Origin of the sequence: Nocardiopsis listeri NBRC 13360 (assembly GCF_001570765.1) — a bacterium.
In the GTDB taxonomy this organism is placed as follows: Bacteria; Actinomycetota; Actinomycetes; order Streptosporangiales; family Streptosporangiaceae; genus Nocardiopsis; species Nocardiopsis listeri.
In genome coordinates this window covers 95,642-118,372 of the sequence record NZ_BCSH01000009.1, presented here as the reverse complement: position 1 = coordinate 118,372, position 22,731 = coordinate 95,642, and the positions used below count along the sequence as shown (strand labels likewise).

Sequence of the window (22,731 nt, the reverse complement as noted above, 5' to 3'; positions counted from 1 at the left end):
AAGACCGACACGCGTTTCCCCTTCCACGCGAGCGGAACCGTCAGGGGCGGCGGATCGTGCGGGCGCTGTGGACGGCCCAACGGCCGTCGACACGGCTGAGGCGGATCGGGTGATCGAAGCAGGCGCCGACCCCTTCCGTGGTCAGGACCGCCTCGACCGGACCCGCGGCCTGGCGGGTCCCCTCGCGCAGCAACAGCGCGTGCGTGGTGCCGGGCGGCAGTTCCTCCAGGTGGTGGGTGACCAGGACCGTGGCCAGCTCGGGACAGGTGTACTGGAGGGTGTCGATCCGTTCGATGAGCTGTTCGCGTCCGGCCACGTCCAGTCCGGTGGCGGGTTCGTCGAGCAGCAGCAGGCGCGGGTCGGGCATCAGGGCGCGGGCGATGAGCGCGCGCCCCCGCTCCCCCTGGGACAGGGTGGCCCAAGAAGCGTCGACGCGATGGGCGAGCCCGAGCAGGTCGATCAGGTGTTCGGAACGGTCGGCCTCTTCGGTATCGGGTGTCCAGCGCGGCGGCCACGCGGTGGTGTTGGGCAGGCCCGTCAACACGACCTCGCGCAACGATAGCGGCCCGTCGGGTGTGTGCCTGGGGTTCACGTGGCCGATGTGGGAGCGCAGTTCGCGCAGGTCGACCCGGCCCAGGCGGTGGCCGAGCACCTCCACGGTGCCGCGGGTGGGGTGGGAGAGCGCGCCCAGCAGACCGAGCAGGGTGCTCTTGCCCGCGCCGTTGGCCCCCAGCAGCGCCCAGTGCTCCCCGGCCCGGACGGTCAGGGAGATCCCGCGCAGAATCGGGTTCCCGCCGCGTACGAAGTCCACGTCGACGGCGCGCACGACCGGGGGTACCCGGTCGTCGGGGGTGTCTTCATGACGGGTGAGGAGCAAGGATTCGGTCTGCGACATGTGCCGCACCTTAGGACACCGCGGCTTAGGGTGGTGAACCGCGGTCGGCAATTCGGTTCGTGTCCGGAAGGGAACCGCCTCTCAGGCGCACGCTCATGTCCTCGTTCGATGTTCTGCTCGTCCTCGACCTCCTCGGGGTCTTCGCGTTCGCCCTCGACGGCGCCCTGACGGCGATCCGTTCCGCCCGGGTCGACATCGTCGGGGTGATGGTCCTGGGGGTGGTGACCGCCATCGGCGGCGGCATCATCCGCGACGTCCTGCTGGGCGACACCCCCGCGACGTTCCAGGACTGGCGTTATCTCGTGATCGCGTTGACGGGGGCGACTCTGGCGTTCTTCCTCAACCGCCAGCTCACCCACCTGAGCAAGCCCATCCTGTTGTTCGACGCGGCGGGGCTGAGCCTGTTCGCGGTGATCGGATCGACCAAGGCCTTGGAATACGGGTTCGGGCCGATGCAGGCGGTGATCCTGGGGGTGATCACCGGGGTGGGGGGCGGCACCTTGCGCGACGTGATGCTCAACCGGGTGCCGACGGTGCTCAGCGCCAACTCGCGCCTGTACGCGATCCCCGCGATGCTCGGCGCGGGGATCGTGGTCGTCGGGAACCTGTTCGGCTTCGCGGCCTGGTGGGTGGCCGTGGTGGGCGCCCTGGTGTGTTTCGGTATGCGGATGATGTCGCTGCGCTACCGCTGGAACGCGCCCAGGCCACCCGGCTCCCCACCCCTGTAGCCGGTCAGGGGGTGGGCGGTGTGCGGGCCGCGACGCGGCGCAGGGTGGCGAGCATGGCCGGGACCGGTTCGGGTGGGCGGCGGCGGTGCACGGTGTAGATCTCGCGGGCCAGGTCCATGCCGCGCAGGGGGCGGCTCACCCAGCCGTCGCCGCGGGCGGCGCCCAGGATGCTCCGAGGGATGAGCGCGATGCCCACACCGGCCTCGATCAGTGCCAGGGCCACCTCGTAGTCGCGGGTCTCGTAGGCCACGGTGAGGTGGACCCCGGCGGCGGCCACCGCGATGTCCAGGCTGACCCGATTGTGGATGCCCGGGGCTCCGCAGATCCACTCCTCCTCGGCCAACTCGGACAGGCTCATCTCGGTGTCGGTCACGGGGTGTCCTACTGGGGCCACCACCATGAGCGGGTCCACCAGGAGGCGTTCGCGTCGCAGCCCACCGGCGCGGGGCAACGGAACTCCGGGGTAGCGATGGGTGATGAGCAGGTCCAGGTCCCCGGAGGCGACCAGGTCGTGGCCGCCGGGCGGTTCGATGTCGGACAGTGACAGCCGTACGTGGGGATGCTCGTGGCCGAACACCGCCAGTGTCTCGGGCAGCAGGACCTTTCCGGCGCTGGCGAAGGCGCCGAGGGAGAGCCGGTCGGGGAGTTGTCCGGCGACCTCGCGCACGGCCGCCTCGGCGTCGCGCAACTCCCCCAGGACGCGCTCGCCATGTTCGAGCAGGACCTGTCCGGCCTGGGTGAGGGTGGCGCCGGTGCGGCCCCGTTCGACCAGGCGGCAGCCGAGTTCGCGTTCGAGCTTGGTGAGCTGTTGGGACAGGGCGGGCGGGGTGAAGGAGAGCCGTTGGGCGGCGGCCGTGATCGATCCGGCGTGCGCGATCTCCACCAGGATCCGTACCCGGTTGGCGTCCAGCATCCGACCCTCCCCGATCCCAGACAAAAGGTGGCACAAAGTTGTGCTTAATGATCTTTAGCAGACCCAACTTTAAGTTAACCACCGGTAGCGACAGGGTGGGAACATGAGCACCATGACCGCGCCCGCAGTACCCACGGCCACCGACGTCCGTGCAGCCGCCGAACGCATCGCCCCGCACGCCCGGCACACCCCGGTGATGCGCACCGAACTGGACGGACGTCCCCTCATCCTGAAGTTGGAGCACCTCCAGCGCACCGGGGCCTTCAAGCTCCGAGGGGCGCTCAACGCGCTCCTGGGCGGCGAACCCACCGACCGGGTCATCACCGCCTCGGGCGGCAACCACGGTCTGGGGGTGGCCACCGCCGCGAGCATCCTGGGCGTGCGGGCCACGGTGTACGTGCCCGAGACGATCCCCCAGGCCAAGGCCGCACCGTTGGAGGCCACCGGCGCCGAGATCGTCCGGCTCGGCGAGCACTACGCGGTGGCCGCCGAGGCCGCCCGAGAGCGGGCCGACTCCGAGGGTGCGCGCTACCTGCACGCCTTCGACGACGCCCTGGTGGTGGCCGGACAGGGCACCATCGGCCTGGAGGTGGTCGACGACGTGCCCGACTGCGACTCGATCGTGGTGGCCGTGGGCGGCGGCGGACTGGCCGCGGGGGTGCGCCTGGGCGCGGGCGGCCGTCGTGTGGTGGGCGTGGAGCCGCGGGGCTGCCAGAGCATGCACGCGGCGTTGGCCGCCGGGGAACCGGTGAGCACCCCGGTGGGCTCGGTGGCCTCCTCCGCCCTGGGCGCCTCCACCCTGGGTCGGGTGCCCTTCGAGGTGTTGCGCGCCGAACCCATCACCCCGGCGCTGGTCTCCGACGCCGAGATCATCAGCGCGCAGACCCGCCTGTGGCAGGAATTCCGCATCGCCACCGAACCGGCCGCCGCGGTGCCCTTCGCCGCTTGGCTGGCCGGCCGAGTCCCGGGCGAGAACCCGTGCCTGGTGGTGTGCGGGGCCAACGCCGACTGGCGACCGATCGACTGAACACCACGACGACCGGCGAGTGACCTGGAACACTCTTTCGAGAGCGCGCGTTTCATTACCCATCGGTCACCCTTACATTGGGTTCGGCCGTCCCCTCGCTCACGGCGTCCGACCCCATGACTAGGGAGAACACACGTGCTCTACGGTGCGTTGCGGCAGACCGCGGCGGTCCTCGCCCGGTCCCTGTGCCGGCCGACCATCGAGGGCCGTGACAACGTCCCCGCCACGGGGCCGGTGATCCTGGCCGGCAACCACCTGTCGTTCGTGGACAGCGTCGTCATACCGTTGTCGGTCACCCAGCGCCGGGTCCGGTTCCTGGCCAAGTCGGACTACTTCGAGACCCCCGGGGTCAAGGGCCGGCTCACCAAGACGATGTTCGGTGCGTTGGGCGCCATGCCGGTGCGCCGAGGCAACGCCCGTGACGCCATGATGTCGCTGGAGATGATGTTGGACCGGCTCAACGACGGGGAGGCCTGCGTGGTCTATCCCGAGGGCACCCGGTCGCGGGACGGGCGCCTGTACCGGGGCCGCACCGGGGTGGCGCACCTGGCCCTGGAGTCCAAGGCCGTGGTCGTGCCGGTCGGGCTCAGCGGTACCCAGGAGGTACAGCCGATCGGTGCGAACATGCCGCGCCCGCGCCGGTTCACCGTGCGGTTCGGCGAGCCGCTGGACTTCTCCACCGGGTTCGATCATCTGGCCCCGGCCAAGGCCCGTCGGGTCATCACCGATCGGATCATGGACGCCATCGGCGACCTCACCGGCCAAGAGCGCGCCGGTACCTACAACGAGCACAACGCCGGCGACTAGATGAGTGATCCCCGGGGGTCGGTGATCGTAGGCGGCCAGGGAGCGTAGGACCGGCTGGCCGATGCGGTCGTTGTGCCCTATGGCCCTGGTCAGCACCAAGACCCACTGGAGCACCCGGATCATCACCCCGCCTGGGATGCGGCCCCCGTGCCGTTCCAGATCCAGTCGACCCTTGAAGGTCTGGTTGATCGACTCGAACACCTGCCGCAACGGTCGGAAGAACTCCGCTGCGGCCCGTGAGGACTCTCCCTTGCGGGCCGGACGCAGCGAACACGGCCCCCTGGGACAGTGACTGCTCGAAGTCGCGCCCGTAGTGGTTTGAGGTGCCCCGAAAAGTCAGGAATAGGTCGAAGGGAACACCGTGGCGCCTACGGTGTGACCTCGTGGTCCACAAAACAGTCTTTAGGCGCCCACCGGTCGGTCGAAGACGTACAGGTGGGGCGGGTGCGGTCTGGGCGGGGTGAGCGCCAGGGCGAGCGCGCCCTCGACCGACCCTCCCTCGGGAGCCACGAACTCGGTCTCGGGCATGTGACGCAGCACTTCGGCGCGCATCGGCCCCAGCACGGTCTCGCCCACCGAGAAGAGTCCGCCTCCCCAGGACAGGCGCCGGTCCAGCCCGGGTGCGGCGGCCGCCACGGCGGCCCGACCCAGGTGGGCTCCCGCCTCCTGCCAGATCCGTCGGGCCACGGCGTCCCCGTTTCGCGCGGCGGCGGCCACTTCGGGGGCGAAGCCGGCCAGGACGGTGGCTGCGTCCACGGCCGAGGCCGCGTAGACCCGGTGTTCCAGCGCACCCACGTTTCCAAAGCGTGCGGTGAGGCGGTTCGACAACATCGACGAACCACCGCTTCGGCCGTCGTGGGCACGCAGCGCGGCCTGGAGTCCCTCCCTGCCCACCCAGGCTCCCCCACCGTGGTCACCGAGCAGGATCCCCCACCCGTCGACCCGACTCCAGGTGCGTTCCAGGTCGGTGCCGAGCGCGACCGCGCCGGTGCCGGCCGCGACCACCACTCCGGCCCGACCGCCCAGGGCTCCCACGTGGGTGGTCACCGAGTCCCCGGCGAGCACGACGGTGCCCACCGGTACGCGCTCCCGCAGGCCTCGGACCAGCTCACCGGGGTCGGGGACCAGGTCGGGCAGGCCGGTCATGCCGATGGCCACGCGGTCGAACATCGGGGCGACCCGGGTCAGGAGCACGGACAGGCGGGCTGCCAGCGCTTGCAGGTCCATCCCCCGCTCCCCTCGGGGCGCCGGGACGTCCTCACCGGAGCGGACCGTGCGGTCGCCGTCGTGGACGAGCACGCGGATACCTCCGCCGCCCACGTCGATCCCGGCGCGTCTCACCTGAATCACCCCCCGATCGAAGCGCCGTCGTCGCGGTCGGCGCCGTAGTGGTCCAGGAGTCGGCGGGAGAGGACGAGTGTGCTCTCGGTGGGCGCGGGCCGGACCGGGGGCCCGTGCCGCAGGAACCGTTCGGCGTGGTCGCTGAGGCGGTCGGACAGGCGGGCGGCGGCCCGTCCGGGTTCGTCCAGGGCTTGGGGCAGCAGCCCTCCCCACAACTGCCAGCGCACGCGGTAGTGGCCGCCGACCAGGCCCGACCACAGGCGCGCGGCGTAGTCGTCCAGCCGCAGGTTGTCCAGATTGATCCAGACGGTGAGGATGCGGCGTGCGTTGTCGGCCAGCACACGGTGGTCCTCGGTGCTGGTGGCCCAAGAAGTGGCCTTGGCCTCCCAGGTGGCGAAACGGTACTCGGGCCGGGTGTCCAGCAGGGCGTCCAGGTCGTCGAACACCCGCAGGAACCGGCCGAGTAGATCCTGGGGGACCTCCCGGTGTCGCGCCGCGTGTTCGACCAGGTCCAGGTGGCGGCGGTCGGCGACCCGAGAGAGAACCGCCATGGCCACGTCGACCAGGTCGTGCGCCAGTGGCCCTTCGGCCAGTGCCCGGTCGGTCTCGGCCGCGCCGACCAGGTCCGCCCACGCCCGCAGTAGCCGTGGCCAGTGGTACCAGACGAGCCCGTCGACCTCGGCTCGATGCCGTTCGGGTGCGGCCAGGTCGGCGAAGTCGGGGCGTCGGGTGAGGACCCCGTTGAACTGTTCGGGGAAGATCCGCACCCCCGAGGCGCCCAGGACGGTCTCCGCCAACCCCCGCCAGCCGGACAGCAGGGCGGGGGCGTCGGAGCCGTAGCGTTGCCGTACGAAGTCGGGCAGCCAGTCGGCGACCACGTCCTCGGTCCGCCACCAGATCTGGTCGGCGACCAGCTCGAAGAACGCCGGGTTGTTGCGGGTTCCCTCCATGGCCAGGCCGATGCCGGTCGGCGGGTGCTCGGCCCGTTCGGCCTCGCCGACGCGGTCCACGGCGCCCTGCAGGTCGGCGATGGGTTCGCTGCGCCCACCGAAGTTGAGCAGGGCGCACCAGGTCCAGGGGGTGCCGCCGAAGGCGTCGAAACGACTCCACTGGGGGTCGTGTTCGGCCCACAGATCGAGCAGGTGCAGGCGTTCGTCGGGGATGGCGTCGAGGAAGGCGGTGACGCGTTCGGCGCTCCAGAACCGACTCTGGTAGGAGAACGGCCAAGTCTGTAGCGCCCACACGGCGTGGGGGTCGGCGCTGGTGAGCCCGTCCAGGGTGGCGCGGGCCAGCCGCGCCGGGAATCCGGGGTCCGCGTCGACCGGGACCATCTCGATGAACGGGTCGATGGCGTAGAGGTGGTCGGTGCCGAACAGTTCCCGTTGGACGCGCACGATGTCGGCGGCGAGCTCAGGGTAGCGGGGGTCGTCGGGGTCCAGGACGTGGGTGGTCAGGCCGTGCCAGGTGCGGGCGCGGGTCCGGTCGGGGGCGAGTTCGGCCGGCACGTGTCCGGTGAACCCGGGCAGCAGCGGGGTCATGCCCAGGGAGCGTTGGCGCCGCAGGATGCGCAGACCCAGGTCCCGATGACCGTCGATCCAGGACGCGGGCAGGGGGCCGGCGAAGCCGTCCAGGTTTCCCATGTACTGCCAGGGCAGGTAGCCGGGGCCGCCCAGGAAGGCGCGCACCCGATCCGGTTCCAGGCCACGGCGGGTGTAGGTCTCGAACAGGACGGCCTCGTGTCCCACGGCGGTCAGCGGCATGGTGACGCCGTGCAGCGCCATCCAGTCGATCTCGCGTTCCCAGTCGTCCCAGTCCCAGTAGGCGCTGGTGTACCCGGTGGTGCAGAAGTTCAGGTAGTAGCCCTGGTCGACCTCGGCGGCGCCGTGTACGGGTCGTACCTGTCGGGGGTGGTCGACGCGCAGCGGCAGCGGAGTGTCCCAGGTGACCGAGCGTCCGCATTCGCGGCGCAGGTAGGTGTGCAGGGCCACGGCCGCGGCCACCGCGTCGGTCGCCTCGATGGTGAGCCTTCCCCCGTCGACGTGGTAGGTGAAGGAACGCTTCGCGCCTGGGCGCTCACGAAAGTCGATCGGACGGTGTGATCGGCCCAGGACCCGGTGGGCCAGCGCGTCCACGGATTCGCCCCACGTGGGAGGGTCCTTCGGAGTGTCGGCCATCGGATCGCTCCTCTTGCCGGGATGCTCAGGAGTTACGTACGGTACATACCTAATTCACCGACGGGCAAGGGTGGAAAGGGGCGAGGGCACGTGGACGTGCCGGTCGCAGCGGGCACGCGGTACATGCGCGAGGTCAACACGGCCGCCGTGCTCACCCTGTTGCGCACGGTCGAGCACACCAGCGCCCCTGAACTGGCCCGACAGGCGGGATTGTCCCGGCAGGCGGTGTCGCGTTCGCTGTCCGACCTGGGCGAGGCCGGACTGGTGGAGTTCCTGGCCCCGGTGCGCTCGGGGGTCGGTTCGGGGCGGCCCGCCCAGCGAGTGCGGTTCCGTGCCGAGGCCGGACACGTGTTGGGCGCGTCGGTGTCCCCGGAGAGGATCCGGGTGGGTCTGGCCGACCTGTCGGGCCGGGTCGTGGCCGCCCACGACACACCACCGCCCGTGTCCGAGGAGATCGGTTCCGAGGTCACAGCGCGGGCGCTGACCGACGCCGCACACCGGGTCCTGGCCCAGGCACGGATCGAGGTCGGTGGGGTGTGGCACGCCTCGATCGGGGTGCCCGGCATAGTCGACCCCGCCACCGGACGGGTGCGATTCGCGCCCAGCATGCCCGGCGTCACCGGCGACGTGCTGATCCGTGCGCTGGGTGAGGCGACCGGTCGCGAGGTCTACCTGGACAACGACGTCAAGCTCGCCACCGTGGGCGAACTCTGGCACGGCGGCGGACACCGCTCCATGGTGTTGATCCACTGGGGCGAGCGGGTGGGCGCGGGCGTCGTCGTGGCGGGTGCCCTGCATCGTGGCGCCGCCAACGACGCCGGGGACCTGGGTTACCTCGACCTGTTCACCGACGCGCCCGCGCCCGATCGAGGAGAAGACGACGCCTTTCTGGGCGCGTTCGAGGCCTGGACCGGCACCGGCGCGTTCGCCGCCCTGGGCCGCGAGGCCGCTCGTGAGCGGGGCGACCACACGCTGCTCACCCGACTGGCGCGACCGGAGACGCGGACCGCCACCCTCGTCGCCGCCGTGACCGATGGGGCACCCGCGGCCCTGGCGGCGTTGGAGGAGATCACCCGTCGCTTCGCCCAGGGCGTCGGCGCCGTCCGTGCCCTGCTCGACCCCGGCGTGGTCGTGGTCGGCGGCCCCATGGCGCGGTGCGGCCCCACGCTGTTGACGGCCCTGCGCGCCCACCTGCGCCGCCAACGCCTGGACCCTCCCCCGTTGGAGTTGTCCCGGCTGGGTGAGGACGCCGTGGTCCAGGGCGCCCTACGCCACTCGCTCGACCAGGTCGAACACACCCGACTGAGACCTCCTTCGACGACCGGCTGAACCGATCCGGCCCGGCAGACCCGACAACCACGGAGGACACCATGTCCACCAGGTCCACCGATCCACCGCCCATCCGTTCACGAATCGACCGAGCGCTGATCCGGGGCGCGGCCGGTGCCACGGCCGTCCTGCTCCTCACCTCGTGCGCGACCCTGTCCAGCGGGAACGGCGAACGCGACAACGTGCCCGAGGACGTGTCCACCGACATCACCGACGAACCGGTCGAGCTGACCTTGGCCTACACCGACGACCCGCCCTCCACCGAGTTGGTCGAGGGATTCACCGAGCAGCACCCCAACGTCTCCATCGAGCTTCAACAGACCCCGTTCACCGACTACGTCAAGACCGTCACGTTGTCGATGTCCTCCGACGAGGCGCCCGACATCGCCCAGTACAACCCGGGGGCGATGCGCTCGCTCATCCCGAGCGGGCACGTGATGGACCTGGAACCGTACGTGGAGGCCTACGGGTGGGAGGAGTCCTTCCCCGAAGCGACCCTGGAGCCGTTGCGCGCCGACGAGGACGCCACCCGGTTCGGCACCGGAAGTCTCTACGCCGTCCCGGGGGCGCTGTCCGTGCTGGGGGTGTTCTACAACCGCGAACTGTTGGCGCGGGCGGGGGTGGAGGAGCCGCCCGCGACCTTCGAGGAGTTCGAGGACGCCCTGGCGGCGGTGGACGAGGAGGGCATCGCCCCGTTCAGTGTGGGCGGGTTGGAGGTGGGCGGCTTCCAGGTCTGGAACACGCTGCTCAACGCCTTCGGCGACCACGAGGCCTACCGCGACTGGGTGCACGGTGCGCCCGGCTCCACCATCGAGACCGACGAGGCCATGACGGCGACCGGGATCCTCACCCGGTGGGTGGAGGCCGGGTACATACCCGAGAGCGCCAACGCCACCTCCGACGACGACGCCAAGGCCGCCTTCGGCAATGGTGAGAGCGCCTTCCTGATGATCGGTAACTGGGCGGCGTTCGAGATGGAGGAGGCCCTGGGCGAGGACGTGGGATTCTTCCTCCTGCCGGGTGAGGATCCCGATCAGGTGCCGATGACCTCCGGTTCCAGCGTCTCCTACACGGTCTCCTCGGGCACCGAACACCCGGACGTGGCCGCGGCGTTCCTGGACTACCTGTCCTCGCCGGAGGCCGCGCGGATCCAGTTGGACACCGGGTTCATGCCGGTGGACACCGATGCCTCCACCGGGGAGGGCGGTGTGTTGGAGGAGATCAACAGCGTCTACGGGACGGCCGCCGAGCAGGACGGCATCGTGCCCTTCCCCGACTTCGCCACGCCCGGCATGATCGACCAGCTCACCCCGGGGGTGCAGGGGCTGATCGCCGGGAGCACCGACGAGGAGACGTTCCTGTCCGACCTACAGGCCGAGTGGGACCGCGTCCATGGCTAGTGGCGCTCTGCTGCGCGGGAACGCGACCGCCGGGACCCGGCGTCCCAGGCGGTCGCGCCTTCGCGCCTGGCTGTACCTGCTGCCCGCGCTGGTCGTCTACGCCGGTTTCGCGATCTACTCGGCGGCCGGCACCGTGTGGTTCTCCTTCCTGGACTGGGACGGGGTGGCGCCGCCCACCTGGGCGGGCCTGGCCAACTACACGCGGGTGCTCACCGAACCACTGCTGGCCGGGGCCATCCTCAACGGCCTGGTCCTCATCGTGTTCTTCTCGCTCATCCCCATCGCGGTCGGGCTGTTGCTCACCGGCCTGTTGCTGGGCCGGGTACGTACCGGGATGACGTTCTTCCGCACCGTGTTCTTCCTGCCCCAGGTCCTGCCACTGGTGGCGGTCGGCATCACCTGGCGCTGGCTCTACAGCGACGACGGCATGATCAACCGGGCCCTGGAAACGGTCGGGTTGGGCGCCATCACCCACGCCTGGCTGGGCGACTACCACTTCGCGCTCATCGCCCTGGGACTGATCGGCACCTGGTGCATGAGCGGGCTGTGCATGGTCCTGTTCATGAGCGGCGCCCAGCGCATCGACCCGTCCCTGCACGAGGCCGCCGCCATCGACGGCGCCGGCCCCCTGCGCCGCTTCCGCTACGTGACCCTGCCCGGGCTGCGCCGCGAGGTCGGTATCGCCGCGGTCATCACCACCATCGCCGCCCTGGCCAGCTTCGACCTGGTGTTCGTCACCACCAACGGCGGACCGGCCGGACAGACCAACGTGCCGGCCCTTTTGGTGTACCGGTTGGCGTTCAACGAGGGCACCATCGGCGGGGCGAGCGCCCTGGCGGTGGTGCTGACCCTGATCGTCATCGTGCTGGTCAGCGCGATCCGCCTACTCACCCGGGAGGCCAAGTGAACCGCTCGGCGATGACGACCGCGCTGCGGTACGGGCTGCTGAGCACCCTGGCGGTGCTGGTGCTGGCGCCCTTCGTCGGGATCGCGCTGGCCTCGGTGCACCCGGCCGGCGGACAGGTCGGCGCGTTCTCCCTGCCCGAGCAGTGGTCGTGGTCCAACTTCGCACTGGCCTGGGAGAGCGGGAACTTCGGCCGGCTTATGTGGTCCAGCGCCGTCATCGCCGTCTTCGTGGTGCCGCTGACCGTCTGTTTCGCGGCACTGGCCGGGTACGCGCTGTCCATCCTGGGGGTGTGGGGCGGCAAGGGCATCTCCCTGGCCTTCGTGCTGGGCCTGACCCTGCCGGTGGAACTGCTGGTGATCGCCCTGTACTTCAACCTGCGCGAGGTGGGGCTGACCAACTCCTACACCGGGGTGATCCTGGCCGAGATCGCCCTGTTCCTGCCCTTCGGCGTGTACTGGATGCAGTCGCACTTCGCCTCGGTGCCCCGGGAGCTGGTGGAGGCCGCCCGGGTGGACGGGGCCCGTGACCACACCGTGCTGACCCGGGTGTTGCTGCCGATCTCGTGGCCGGCCATCACCACCCTGGCGGTGCTGGTGTTCATGTGGTCATGGAACCAGTTCCTGCTGGTGCTGGTCATGATGCAGGACCCGGACCTGCGCACCGCGCCCACCGGGCTGGGCTTGTTCGTGGGCCAGTACGGCACCGACATTCCCTTGTTGTCCGCGGCGAGCCTGATCGTGATCGCCCCCATCGTCGTGGTCTACCTCCTCTTCCAGCGCAGCTTCGTCAACGGCCTCACCCAGGGCGCGGTGAAGGCCTGAAGGAACACCAACGAACGGAGTCCCATGGGTTCACCCGAAGCCGCCTACCGAGCCGTTGAGGGCGGCGCCCTCGACGTCGACACCGCCTTCTACGACCGATTGGCCACGCACACCGACGACCGTGACCCGGTGGAGCGGTTCACGATCCCGATCCGTTCGGGCCGGGCCTGACGGGTGCCCGCCGGTCACCTGTTCCAGATCCTGACCCCCAGGGCCCGCAGGTGGGCGACCTGAACGTGTGGAACCGGCGCAATCCCCGGGAGCGCCTGTGGGCCTCGCCCGCCCGTCCCGGTGACTTCCTGGAGTTCTTCGCCGAGCAGGACCTGTTGTGCGCGCTGTCGACGTGTCCGGGCGGGGACCTGTCGGTGCCGTTGTGGGGTCCGCACGCGCGGGACCCGATCGACGTGTGCCGCCCCCTGGCCGTGGAGGTGTACCGGCTCGCTCCAGAGCTGTTGGAGGGCTGGAGCGTACCGGAGCCGGCCGCCTACCGGGGCGCGCACGGATTGCGTTTCCAGGGCTGAGGGGACCGGGGCCCGGAACACCTACACCACCCGGCCCTCGTCCAGGGTGAGACGGTGGTCGGCGCCCGCGGCCTCGTCCGGGAAGTGGGTGGCGTGGACGATGGTGGTCTCGCCGCGCAATTCGGCGATCACCCGCGCGATGTGTTCCCTGGCCCGACGGTCCAGGCCGGCGGACGGCTCGTCCAACAGCAGCAGGTCGGCTTCCTGGGCCAGCCCCTGGGCGATGAGCGCGCGCTGGCGCTGACCTCCGGAGATCTCTCCCAGTTGGCGGCCGGACAGGTCGTCGATACCGACCCGTTCCATCGCCCCTTCCACCACCGCGCGGTCGTGTCGGGTCGGTGGTCGCCAGAGGCCTTGATGGGCCCAGCGCCCCATGGCGACGGCGTCGCGCACCGTGAGCGGCAACGTGTCGGGGACCGCGCTGCGCTGGACCACGAAGGCGGGGCGAGCACGCCTGGCCCGAACGATCTCGCCGCCGCGTGGTCTGAGGGTCCCCGCCAGGACCGCGAGCAGGGTGGACTTGCCCGCGCCGTTGGCCCCGACCAGTGCCGTGACCCGACCTCGGGGGATGTGCGCGTCGATCCCCCTCAGCACGTCCTGGCGCCCGTACCCGGCGTGAACGTTCCGCAACTCCGTGTGGATCATCCGCTTCCTCCGCCTTTCCGATACTCGACCCGATGTGAAAACGATAATGATTGTCGTTGTAGAGTGTCGCATCATGGAAGCACTGATCGATCCGTTCGGGGTCACCTTCGTCCAGCGGGCGTTGTGGGGTGGCTCCCTCGTCTCCCTCATCTGCGCGATCGCGGGAACGTGGGTCGTCCTGCGCGGGATGGCCTTCCTCGGGGACGCGATGTCGCACGGCATGCTCCCCGGGGTGGCCCTGGCCGCCCTGCTCGGCCAGAGCCTGTTCCTGGGCGCCGCCCTGGCGGCCGGGGCCATGGCCGCGGGGGTCACCCTGTTGAACCGCTCCCGACGGCTGTCGCAGGACACGAGCATCGGACTGTTGTTCGTCGGCATGCTCTCCGTCGGCGTCATCCTGGTCTCGCACTCGGCCACGTTCGCCGTCGACCTCACCGGGCTCCTGTTCGGTGACGTGCTGGCGGTGCGCGAACGTGACCTGTGGCACCTGGGGATCTGCCTGTCGGTGGCGCTGGCGATGGCGGTCGTGGGGCACCGGGCCTTCATGGCCCTGGCGTTCGACCCCCGAAAAGCGCACACCCTGGGGCTGGCCCCGCGCGCCACCCACGCCGCGATGCTCGCCCTGGTCACCCTGGCCGTGGTCGCCTCCTTCCACGTGGTCGGCACCCTGTTGGTGTTCGGCCTACTGATCGCACCCCCCGCGGCGGCCGTGCTGTGGGCCAGGAGCGTGCCGATGATCATGTGCGTCGCCGCCCTGATCGGTGTCGCCTCGACCTACTTCGGGTTGTTGGCCTCCTGGCACTGGGAGACCGCGGCCGGGGCGAGCATCGCGGCGACCGCCGTGGCGTTCTTCTTCGTCTCCGTGGCGCTCTCGGCCCTGCGTTCTCGGCTCGCACGACGAGCACGCCCCAATCCCCCTTGCGCCACGTCCCCTTCCCACCCTCGACTCGAAGAGAGGTCGATGACCCCGTGAGACCCCTGACCACCGCGAAGGCCACGGCAGTGGGGCTGTGCGCCCTACTCCTGGCCGGCTGCGCCGGAGAGGCTCCCCAAGACGAGACACCCGAGACCGAGGAGACGCCCCACGGCTACGTCGAAGGAGCGGAGGAGACCGCCGAACCGCAGTCCCGGCTGGTCCTCGCCGACGCTGACAGCGGCGAGGTGCGGCTGGTGGACCTGATCACCGAGGAGGTCACCGAACTCGACGCCGTCCCGGGGGCGGACGGCATCGCCGAGGACGGTCGGTTCGCCTACCTTCATTCATCCGGTGATAGGACCACAGAGGTGTTCGACAGCGGGGTGTGGACGGTCGACCACGGCGATCACAAGCACTACTACCGGGCCGACACCGGGCCGGTCGGCACGCTGGAGGGGGTCACCATCGCCACGGTCGTCACCGACACCGTGCTGACCTCGGCGATCGATGACGCGGGCACCTCCCTGGTCCTGGAACGGGAGGGGTTGGAGGAGGGAACGGTCACCACCTCCGGTGACCTGGTCCCCGAGGAAACGACGCTCGCCCTGCCGTTCGCCGGTGGCCTGGTCACCGTGGGCGAGGACGGCACGGTCCAGGGTCTGGAGCGGGACGGAGAATCCGTCCAGACGTTGGACGAGTCCTGCGCCGACCCCCGAGGGGCGGCCGTCACCCGTCGCGGCCTGATCGTGGGCTGCGCCGAGGGCGCCCTGCACCTGAGCGAGGAGGACGACGCCCTCGAAGCGTCCGTCCTGCCCTATCCGGGCTCCGGGCGCGTCGACTCCTTCCATCACCGCCCCGGCTCGGCCGTCCTGGCCGCACTGTCCACCGACGGTGACCCGTGGGTCCTGGACCTGGCCGCGTCCGAGTGGCGTGCCCTCGACCTCGACGACACGGTGGCGGTGACCGCGGTCGGTGAGGGGATGCCCGTCCTGGCCCTGGACGGTGCGGGCACGCTGCACTCCTTCGACCCGCAAAACGGCGAGGAGACGGCCGGCGTCGCGCTGGTGGCGACCATCGACGCCGAACACCCGCCCACGCTCCAGGTGGACACCTCCCGCGCCTACGTCAACGACGCCGAGGCCGGTCTGGTCCACGAGATCGACTACAACGACGACCTTCGTACGGCCCGCACCTTCGAGGTGGACATCGCACCGCACCTCATGGTCGAGACGGGACGGTGATCGACGTGTATCCCCGCAAGGCGCTGACCGCGCTCACCGTCACCGGACTCGTCGTCGCGCTGGGCGCCTGCTCTCCCGACGACGGCGGTGAGGGAATCGTGGTGACCACCAACATCCTCGGCGACATCACGCGGGAGATCGTCGGCGACCAGGCCGAGGTGACCGTACTGATGAAGCCCAACGCCGACCCGCACTCGTTCGGTGTCTCCGCCCAGGAGGCCGCGAGGCTGGAGAACGCCGACCTGGTCGTGCACAACGGTCTCGGTCTGGAGGAGGGGATCGCCCGCAACGTCGCCGCGGCGGAGGAGGCGGGCGTGCCCGCTCTGGAGGTCGGCGCGAACGTCGACCCCCTCCCCTACACCTCCGACGAGAGCGAGGGCGAGCCCGACCCGCACTTTTGGACCGACCCGGCCCGTGTGCTCATGGCGGTGGACCTGATCACCGAACACGTGGTCGAGGAGGTCGACGGTGTGGACCCCGACTCGGTCCGGGCCGCCGCCGAGGCCTACGCCACCCAGGTCCAAGAACTCGACACGTGGATGGGCGAGGAGTTCGGCGCCCTGCCGGACGAGGACCGCCGGCTCGTGACCAACCACCACGTCTTCGGCTACCTCGCCGACCGCTACGACTTCGAGGTCATCGGCGCGGTCATCCCCAGCGGCACGACCCTGGCCTCCCCCAGTACCTCCGACCTCAAGGACCTCTCCGACGCCGTCGCCGAGTCGGGCGTCTCGGCGGTCTTCGCCGACTCCTCCCAACCCGACCGCCTGGCCACCGTCATGGCCGAGGAGGCGGGGGTGGAGATCGAGGTCGTCCCGCTCCACTCCGAATCCCTCACCGAGGAGGGCGGAGGCGCCGCCACCTACCTGGAGATGATGCGCGCCAACACCGAAGCCATCGCCGCCGGACTCGACGGCGACTGACCCGATCCCCGGGTCCCCGGGCCGTGGTCTCCCGCCACGGCCGTTTTCTCCCACACCGAGAACCGAAAGAGAACCATGCGCACACCACACCACCGACGCCGGGCCGCACTACCCGTCCTGCTCTGCGCGGGGCTGCTGCTGACCGCCTGCGGCACCGACGACGACACCGCGTCCGAAGCCGGAGCGGAGACCTCCGACGAGACCGGCGTCTCGGTGAACGAACCCGTCGTCACCACCTACGACGGTGGCCTCTACGTCTTGGACGGCCAGACCCTGGAGGTCATCGAGGACATCACGCTGGAGGGATTCAACCGCCTCAACCCCGCCGGGGACGAGCAGCACGTGTTCGTCTCCACCTCCGAGGGCTTCCAGGTCCTGGACGCCGTCGGCGCGCGGTTGACCGACACGGTCTTCGCCGCCGACACCCCCGGGCACGTGGTCCGGCACGCGGGACGCACCGTACTGTTCGCCGACGGAACCGGTGAGGTGACCGCCTTCGACACCGACGCGCTCGGCGAGGGAACACCCGCCGACCTCGACACCTACACCACCGAGGAGGCCCACCACGGCGTGGCCGTCGAGCTGGAGAGCGGGGAGCTCCTCGTCACCCTCGGCGACGAGGAGGAACGTGTCGGCGCCGTCGTCCTGGACGAGGACCGCGAAGAGGTCGCCCGGAGCGAGGAGTGCCCCGGCGTGCACGGGGAGACCACGGCCGAGGGCGAGGCCGTGGTCATCGGTTGCGAGGACGGTGTCCTGATCTACCAGGACGGCGACTTCACCAAGGTGGACGGCGAGGACGACTACGGGCGCATCGGCAACCAGGCCGGTTCCGACGACTCCCCCATCGTCCTGGGCGACTACAAGACCGACCCGGACGCCGAGCTGGAGCGCCCCGAGCAGGTCGCCCTCGTCGACACCGCCGACTCCTCCATGGAACTGGTCGACCTGCCCTCCAGCTACACCTTCCGTTCCCTGGGCCGTGGCCCGGACGGTGAGGCCCTGGTCCTGGGCACCGACGGCACGTTGCACGTGATCGACCCCGAATCGGCCGAGATCACCGACGGCATCGACCTGATGGACGAGTGGGAGGAGCCGCTGGAGTGGCAGGAGCCCCGCCCCGCCCTGTTCGTGCGCGGTGGCACCGCCTACGTGACCGACACCGCCACCGACCAGGTGCACGCCGTGGACCTGGCCAGTGGTGAGGTCACCGCCTCGGTGACGCTGGAGGAGACCCCCAACGAGCTCAGCGGAGTCGATCACTGATCGACTGCTCGCTCCCCGGCTTGTTCCGGGTCGCGCAGCATGGTGTGCAGGATCGGCCCGTCGGGCATGGGGACCTCGGCCAGGACACGGAACCCGAAGCGTTCGTAGAACGGCAGGTTCTCCGCGTTGCTCGATTCCAGGAAGACCGGTGCGCCGTGCAGGTCGGCCCGTTCCAGCCCATGACGCAGCAGGCCCACACCGGCCCCGACGCCCCGGGCGTCGGGGTCGGTGCCCAGTTCCGCGAGGTACCAGTGCGGCGTTCGGGGCGTGTGTTCGGAAAGGCTCGTGAGGCCCCGGAACACGGTGGGCAGCCGTTCCACCCCCAAGAGCGCGGCCAGGTGCGGAAGGGAGCGCAGGGCGCCCGGGCCCGTGGAGACGTCGGGTCTGCCCCACAGGGCCGCGCCCACGACCCGGTCGTCGAGCACGGCGACGTCGATCAGCCCGTACGGCAGGTACTCGAACCCGGCCTCGATCGCGTAGAGCCGGCGTGCCCGCCGCCCGAGGTCCTCGGGGAACATCCACGCCACGAACGGGTCCTTCTCGAAGGCCCGTGCCAGTACCCGGGACACCGCCGTCACGTCCCGGCGGCCGGCCGCCCGTATCGAGAGCCCGTCCCCTCTTTCCTCCGCGCGTCCCATACCTCCCCTTTCATGAACCGTCCAGACGGTACAGTACCGGAGGCCGGGGCATGGGAGTACCCCACCTTGGGTGTCAGGGAACGCGGTGACCTGCGGCGCGGGTCAGTTCGTACCACTCCGGGCGGGTCAGGTTCAGCTCCGATCCCTGGGCCGCTCCGGTGACCCGTTCGGGTGTGGTGGTGCCCAGTACGACCTGCATCCGCGCGGGGTGGCGGGTGATCCAGGCGGTGGCCACCGCGATGGGCGGCACTTCGTACTTCTTCGCGAGGCGGTCGATGACCGCGTTGAGTTCGGCGTGTTCGGCCGAACCCAGGAACACCCCGTCGAAGAACCCGGCCTGGAAGGGCGACCAGGCCTGCACGGTGATGTCGTGCAGGCGGGCGTGGTCCAGGACGCCGCCGCCGTCCAGGGTGGCCGACTGGGGTTCGCCGAGCATGTTCGACGCCAGGCCCTGGGTGATGATCGGGGCGTGGGTGATGGACAGTTGGAGCTGGTTTGCCACGATCGGCTGTCGCACGTACCTGCGCAACAGATCGACCTGGCGGGGTGTGTGGTTGGAGACCCCGAAGGCGCGCACCTTCCCGGCCGCTTCGAGTTCGTCGAAGGCCCGGGCGACCTCCTCGGGTTCGACGAGCGCGTCGGGCCGGTGCAGCAGCAGGACGTCGACGTGGTCGGTGTCCAGAGCCCGTAGGGAACCCTCGACGGAGGCCACGATGTGCTCGTAGGAGTGGTCGAAGTAGGGCCCGTCGGGGACGATGCCGGCCTTGGTCTGGATGGTCAGGGAGTCGCGCTCGGAGGAGGTCAGGCGCATCGCCTCGGCGAAGCGACGTTCACAGGCGTGGGTGGTGGGCCCGTAGATGTCGGCGTGGTCGACGAAGTCGATCCCCGCCTCGCGCGCGGCACCGACCAGGGCACGGATCTCCTCGTCGGTCTTGCGGGCGATGCGCATCAGCCCGAGCACGACGTTGGGAACGGTGATGCCCGTTCCGGGCAGGGTGAACGTCTTCAACAGGGGTCCTTTCCGATCGGGCGCCCACATTACGGGCACCCGATCGGAGAATCCACTACTTGACGGCGCCCATGGACAGGCCGCGGACGAGTTGACGCTGGGCGGTCCAGCCGATCACCACGATGGGCAGCGACGCCATGACCACCGCCGCCGACAGCTGCGCCACGAACAATCCCTCACTGGTGATGAAACCGGTGAGGAAGACCGGGACGGTGGCGGCCTGCGCGGCGGTCAGGTTCACCGCGAAGAAGAACTCGTTCCACGCGAAGATCATGCAGATCAGGGCGGTGGCCGCGATACCCGGCGCCATGATCGGCAACATCACCGACCACAGCACCCGGCCCAGACCCGCGCCCTCCACCCGGGCGGCCTCCACGATCGCCTTGGGTACCTCCAAGAAGAACGAGCGCAGCATCCACACCGCGATAGGCAGGTTCATAGCCGTGTACAGCACCACCAGGGTCCAGACGTTGTCGAGCATGGACAGGTGCGCGGCGGCGACGTAGATCGGCACGACCACCGCCACCACCGGCAGCATCTTCGTGGAGATGAAGAAGAACAGCACGTCGTCGGTGCGCTTGATCGGGGCGACGGCGAGCGCGTACGCCGCGGGTATGCCCAGTACCAGCACCAGGAGCGTGGAGGCCAGGGTGGCGATCATGGAGTTGCCGAGGTAGGGCAGGAAGTCGGCCCCCAGCACCGCGGCGAACCGGTCCAGGGTGGGTTGGAAGAAGAGCGTGGGCGGGTCGGTGGCGGCCTGGTTCTCCTGCTTGAACGCGGTCAGTACCAGCCACAGGACGGGTGAGACGAACACCAGCCCCACGAGCCAGGTGAACACGCTCAGGGCGATTGCGCCGATCGGCCGGCGCGGACGATGCGGGGCGCCGGCGGAGGCCGCGGGTGCGGTGGCCTGGGCGGTCACGATGTGGCCTCCTGTGCGTTCAAGAAGGTACGGAAGATCAGTCGCAGCGCCAACATCGCCACGATGATGGTGCCGACCACCACCACGACGCCCATCGCCGCCGACTGACCGATGTCGAAGCCGAGGAAGGTGCGCTGGTAGATGTAGAAGGGCAGGTTGGAGCTGGCGGTGCCCGGCCCGCCCTGGGTCATCATGTAGATCGTGTCGAAGGTGTTGACCACGTAGATCGACCCCAGCAGGACGCCCAGTTCGATGTAGCGGCGCAGGTGGGGCAGGGTGATCCACACGAAGCTCTGCCACTTGGAGGCGCCGTCGACCTGTCCGGCCTCCAGCGCGTCGGTGTCCTGGCTCTGCAACCCGGCCAGGACCAGCAGCATCATGAACGGGGTCCACTGCCACACCAGGGCGATGACCACGGACACGATCGGGCTCTGGGAGACCCAGTCGTAGGTGTCCACTCCCAACGGCGAGAGCACGAAGCCGATCAGCCCGAACACCGGCTCGAACATGATGTGCTTCCACAGCAGCGCGGTGGCCACCGGCAGGATGAGGAACGGGGTGATGACGAGGGTGCGCACCACGCCCCTGCCCCAGAAACTCCGGTCCAGCAGCAGGGCCAGCCCGATGCCGAGCAGCATCGCCACCACCACGCAGGCTGCCGTGATCAGGACCGTGTTGGCCACCGCGGCGAGGAACTGCCGGTCGGTGAAGACCGCCAGGTAGTTGGCGACGCCCACCCACGCCTGGGAGTCGGGGCGCACCAGGTTCCAGGACCTGAGCGAGTAGAAGATGGTGGCCAGGAACGGCAGCTGGGTGACGACCAGCATGAACACCAGCGCGGGCAGCAGTGGTGCCCGGCGCACCCACCCTGCGGCGCGTGGGCCGCGACCGGTGCGGGCCGCGGGTGCGGTCGGCTTCTCGGACGTCTTCTCGGCGGGTGCCGTCGCCGTGCTCATCGCCCGTCCTCCTTGTAGGTGTCGCCGACCGTCTCGGCGTACTCCTGGCTCTGCGCGAGCGCCTCTTCGACGGTGATCCGTCCGGCGATGGCGGCGCTGAGCTGCTGACTGACCCGGGTTCCCAGGTCCTGGAACTCGGGGATGGCCAGGAAGCCGATGCCGTCGTAGGGGACGGGTCGGGTGCCCGGGTCCTGCGGGTCGGCCTCCTCGATGCCCTGGAGCATGGGTTCGGCGTAGGCCCCCGCGACCTCCTGGTACTCGGGCTCCTCGAAGGTGGACAGTCGGTTGCCGGGTGGGACCCGCTGCCAGCCGTACTCCTCGGCGACCGTGCGCACGTACTCCCGGTCGGTCATCCACTCCAGGAACTCCCAGGCCTCCTCCTTGTGCTCGGAGGTGGAGGGGATGCCCAGGGTCCAGGCGTAGAGCCAGCCGCCGTAGTCGCTCTCGGCCACCGGGGCGGGCGCGTAGCCGTTGAGTCCGGCCACGGTCGCGTTGTCCTCGTCCTCGATGGTGCTGACCATGGAGGTGGAGTCGTAGAACATGGCCGCGCGGCCCTGGGAGTAGTGGTTCAGGCAGTCGCCGAAGCCGCTGTTGGCGGCGCCGGGCTGGCCGTGTTCGCGGACCAGCTCCACGTAGAAGTCGGCGGGCTCCTGGAACTGCGGGGAGTCGAGTTCGGCGTTCCACTCCTCGTCGTACCAGCGGCCACCGAAGGTGTTGAGGACGCTGTTGAACGGGCTGAGGACCTCACCCCATCCGGCCAGGCCGCGCAGGCAGATCCCGGCCACGCCCGGCTCCACCCCGTCGAGTTCGGCCGCGAGGTCGGCGACCTCGTCCCAGGTGGGGTTCTCGGGCATCTCCAGGCCGGCCTGTTCGAACAGGTCGGTGCGATAGGTCAGGAAGGACGACTCCCCGTAGAAGGGCACCGAGTACATGTCGCCGTCCACGGACAGGTCCTCGCGCAGGGAGGGGATGAAGTCCTCGTGGTCGTAGCCCTCGGATGCGTCGATGAGGGGTTGCAGGTTCTCCAGCCAGCCGTACTCGGCCCACTGGCGGGTCTCGTAGTTGCTGATCATGACGGCGTCGAACTCGCCCCCGCCGGTGGCCACGGACGTGGTGATCTTGGCGCGGGCCTCGTTCTCGGGCAGGGACACGAAGTCGACCTCGATGCCGGGGTTCTGCTCGCGGAACTCGTCCTGCAGGGAGATCGCGTCCTGCATCTGTGGGTTGGACACGATCGCGACGGTCAGCCGGACGGCCCCCTCCCCCGCGGAGGTGGCCCCCGCCCCGGCGCAGCCGGTGAGCAGGAGCGCCGAGGCCGCCACGGCGGTGGCGCCGGTGGTGAAGGTGGTGGTGCGCAC

Annotated in this window: 21 protein-coding genes and 2 pseudogenes; 12 read left to right on the top strand and 11 right to left on the bottom strand. The window is 70.1% G+C overall.

Translation table 11 applies throughout. The features are described 5' to 3' along the window. Window positions 1-40: 40 nt before the first annotated feature. Window positions 41-895: an ABC transporter ATP-binding protein gene (locus tag NLI01S_RS04445; protein WP_084392302.1), complete on the bottom strand. Its 855-nt coding sequence runs from the start codon at window positions 893-895 to the stop codon at window positions 41-43. 95 nt (window positions 896-990) lie between these two features. Between NLI01S_RS04445 and NLI01S_RS04440 the strand changes: the two genes are divergently transcribed. Next, a complete protein-coding gene (locus NLI01S_RS04440) occupies window positions 991-1,623 on the top strand; it encodes a trimeric intracellular cation channel family protein (protein WP_067599546.1) in 633 nt (210 codons plus the stop codon). A 4-nt stretch (window positions 1,624-1,627) separates the two neighbouring features. Here the strand turns inward: NLI01S_RS04440 and NLI01S_RS04435 are convergent, their stop codons facing one another. Further along, entirely contained in the window at window positions 1,628-2,536 is a 909-nt protein-coding gene (locus NLI01S_RS04435; RefSeq protein ID WP_067599545.1) for a LysR family transcriptional regulator, read from the bottom strand. Window positions 2,537-2,639: 103 nt separating this feature from the next. On the opposite strand from NLI01S_RS04435, the gene NLI01S_RS04430 reads away from it, so the two are divergent. Both NLI01S_RS04430 and NLI01S_RS04425 read left to right on the top strand, forming a co-directional pair. After that, window positions 2,640-3,563, top strand: coding sequence for a threonine/serine dehydratase (locus tag NLI01S_RS04430; RefSeq protein WP_067599543.1), 924 nt, complete (start codon window positions 2,640-2,642; stop codon window positions 3,561-3,563). 135 nt (window positions 3,564-3,698) lie between these two features. Beyond that, a complete protein-coding gene (locus NLI01S_RS04425) occupies window positions 3,699-4,370 on the top strand; it encodes a lysophospholipid acyltransferase family protein (protein WP_067599541.1) in 672 nt (223 codons plus the stop codon). A 21-nt stretch (window positions 4,371-4,391) separates the two neighbouring features. Here the strand turns inward: NLI01S_RS04425 and NLI01S_RS26785 are convergent. From NLI01S_RS26785 to NLI01S_RS04410, 3 genes and pseudogenes are all read right to left on the bottom strand, one after another. Then, window positions 4,392-4,689, bottom strand: a pseudogene (locus NLI01S_RS26785) (IS982 family transposase); the annotation flags it as partial. An 83-nt stretch (window positions 4,690-4,772) separates the two neighbouring features. After that, window positions 4,773-5,711, bottom strand: coding sequence for an N-acetylglucosamine kinase (locus NLI01S_RS04415; RefSeq protein WP_223809110.1), 939 nt, complete (start codon window positions 5,709-5,711; stop codon window positions 4,773-4,775). A gap of 5 nt (window positions 5,712-5,716) precedes the next feature. Next, window positions 5,717-7,885: an alpha-N-acetylglucosaminidase gene (locus tag NLI01S_RS04410; protein ID WP_067599534.1), complete on the bottom strand. Its 2,169-nt coding sequence runs from the start codon at window positions 7,883-7,885 to the stop codon at window positions 5,717-5,719. 96 nt (window positions 7,886-7,981) lie between these two features. On the opposite strand from NLI01S_RS04410, the gene NLI01S_RS04405 reads away from it, so the two are divergent. From NLI01S_RS04405 to NLI01S_RS04385, 5 genes and pseudogenes are all read left to right on the top strand, one after another. Further along, window positions 7,982-9,214: an ROK family transcriptional regulator gene (locus NLI01S_RS04405; protein ID WP_223809109.1), complete on the top strand. Its 1,233-nt coding sequence runs from the start codon at window positions 7,982-7,984 to the stop codon at window positions 9,212-9,214. Between the two features lie 41 nt (window positions 9,215-9,255). Continuing rightward, window positions 9,256-10,614 (top strand): ABC transporter substrate-binding protein, encoded by a 1,359-nt coding sequence (locus NLI01S_RS04400; RefSeq protein WP_067599528.1) that lies wholly within the window; start codon window positions 9,256-9,258, stop codon window positions 10,612-10,614. After that, complete coding sequence (locus NLI01S_RS04395; RefSeq protein WP_084392298.1) at window positions 10,607-11,521, top strand: carbohydrate ABC transporter permease; 915 nt, start codon at window positions 10,607-10,609, stop codon at window positions 11,519-11,521. Before NLI01S_RS04400 ends, NLI01S_RS04395 begins: the two co-directional genes overlap by 8 nt. An 11-nt stretch (window positions 11,522-11,532) precedes the next feature. Next, the gene (locus tag NLI01S_RS04390) at window positions 11,533-12,342 is read left to right on the top strand and encodes a carbohydrate ABC transporter permease (RefSeq protein WP_084392310.1); all 810 of its coding nucleotides are present in this window, start codon (window positions 11,533-11,535) and stop codon (window positions 12,340-12,342) included. Between the two features lie 24 nt (window positions 12,343-12,366). Further along, window positions 12,367-12,863 (top strand): annotated as a pseudogene (locus NLI01S_RS04385) (DUF1989 domain-containing protein). 21 nt (window positions 12,864-12,884) lie between these two features. On the opposite strand, the gene aztA reads toward NLI01S_RS04385, so the two are convergent. Next, window positions 12,885-13,508 (bottom strand): zinc ABC transporter ATP-binding protein AztA, encoded by a 624-nt coding sequence (gene aztA / locus NLI01S_RS04380; protein ID WP_067599523.1) that lies wholly within the window; start codon window positions 13,506-13,508, stop codon window positions 12,885-12,887. A 73-nt stretch (window positions 13,509-13,581) separates the two neighbouring features. Here aztA and aztB point away from each other — a divergent pair, with 73 nt between their 5' ends. From aztB to aztD, 4 genes are all read left to right on the top strand, one after another. Next, window positions 13,582-14,478, top strand: a complete 897-nt coding sequence (gene aztB / locus NLI01S_RS04375) for a zinc ABC transporter permease AztB (RefSeq protein ID WP_067599521.1) — start codon at window positions 13,582-13,584, stop codon at window positions 14,476-14,478. Continuing rightward, entirely contained in the window at window positions 14,475-15,662 is a 1,188-nt protein-coding gene (locus NLI01S_RS04370) for an ABC transporter (protein WP_067599519.1), read from the top strand. Before aztB ends, NLI01S_RS04370 begins: the two co-directional genes overlap by 4 nt. Before the next feature lie 23 nt (window positions 15,663-15,685). Next, window positions 15,686-16,585 (top strand): zinc ABC transporter substrate-binding protein AztC, encoded by a 900-nt coding sequence (aztC, locus tag NLI01S_RS04365; RefSeq protein WP_371850601.1) that lies wholly within the window; start codon window positions 15,686-15,688, stop codon window positions 16,583-16,585. Window positions 16,586-16,660: 75 nt separating this feature from the next. Next, window positions 16,661-17,848 carry a zinc metallochaperone AztD gene (gene aztD, locus NLI01S_RS04360; protein ID WP_067599515.1) on the top strand — a complete coding sequence of 396 codons (1,188 nt, stop codon included), beginning with the start codon at window positions 16,661-16,663 and terminating at the stop codon, window positions 17,846-17,848. Here the strand turns inward: aztD and NLI01S_RS04355 are convergent. The 5 genes from NLI01S_RS04355 to NLI01S_RS04335 form a co-directional block, all read right to left on the bottom strand. After that, window positions 17,842-18,486 (bottom strand): GNAT family N-acetyltransferase, encoded by a 645-nt coding sequence (locus NLI01S_RS04355; RefSeq protein ID WP_067599509.1) that lies wholly within the window; start codon window positions 18,484-18,486, stop codon window positions 17,842-17,844. The two genes, aztD and NLI01S_RS04355, sit on opposite strands and share 7 nt — an antisense overlap. Window positions 18,487-18,559: 73 nt before the next feature. Further along, a complete protein-coding gene (locus NLI01S_RS04350) occupies window positions 18,560-19,495 on the bottom strand; it encodes an aldo/keto reductase (RefSeq protein WP_067599507.1) in 936 nt (311 codons plus the stop codon). A gap of 55 nt (window positions 19,496-19,550) precedes the next feature. Beyond that, a complete protein-coding gene (locus tag NLI01S_RS04345; RefSeq protein WP_067599504.1) occupies window positions 19,551-20,417 on the bottom strand; it encodes a carbohydrate ABC transporter permease in 867 nt (288 codons plus the stop codon). Continuing rightward, complete coding sequence (locus NLI01S_RS04340) at window positions 20,414-21,373, bottom strand: carbohydrate ABC transporter permease (RefSeq protein WP_067599502.1); 960 nt, start codon at window positions 21,371-21,373, stop codon at window positions 20,414-20,416. The genes NLI01S_RS04345 and NLI01S_RS04340 overlap by 4 nt, the downstream gene beginning before the upstream one ends. After that, window positions 21,370-22,731, bottom strand: a complete 1,362-nt coding sequence (locus NLI01S_RS04335) for an ABC transporter substrate-binding protein (RefSeq protein ID WP_067599500.1) — start codon at window positions 22,729-22,731, stop codon at window positions 21,370-21,372. Before NLI01S_RS04335 ends, NLI01S_RS04340 begins: the two co-directional genes overlap by 4 nt.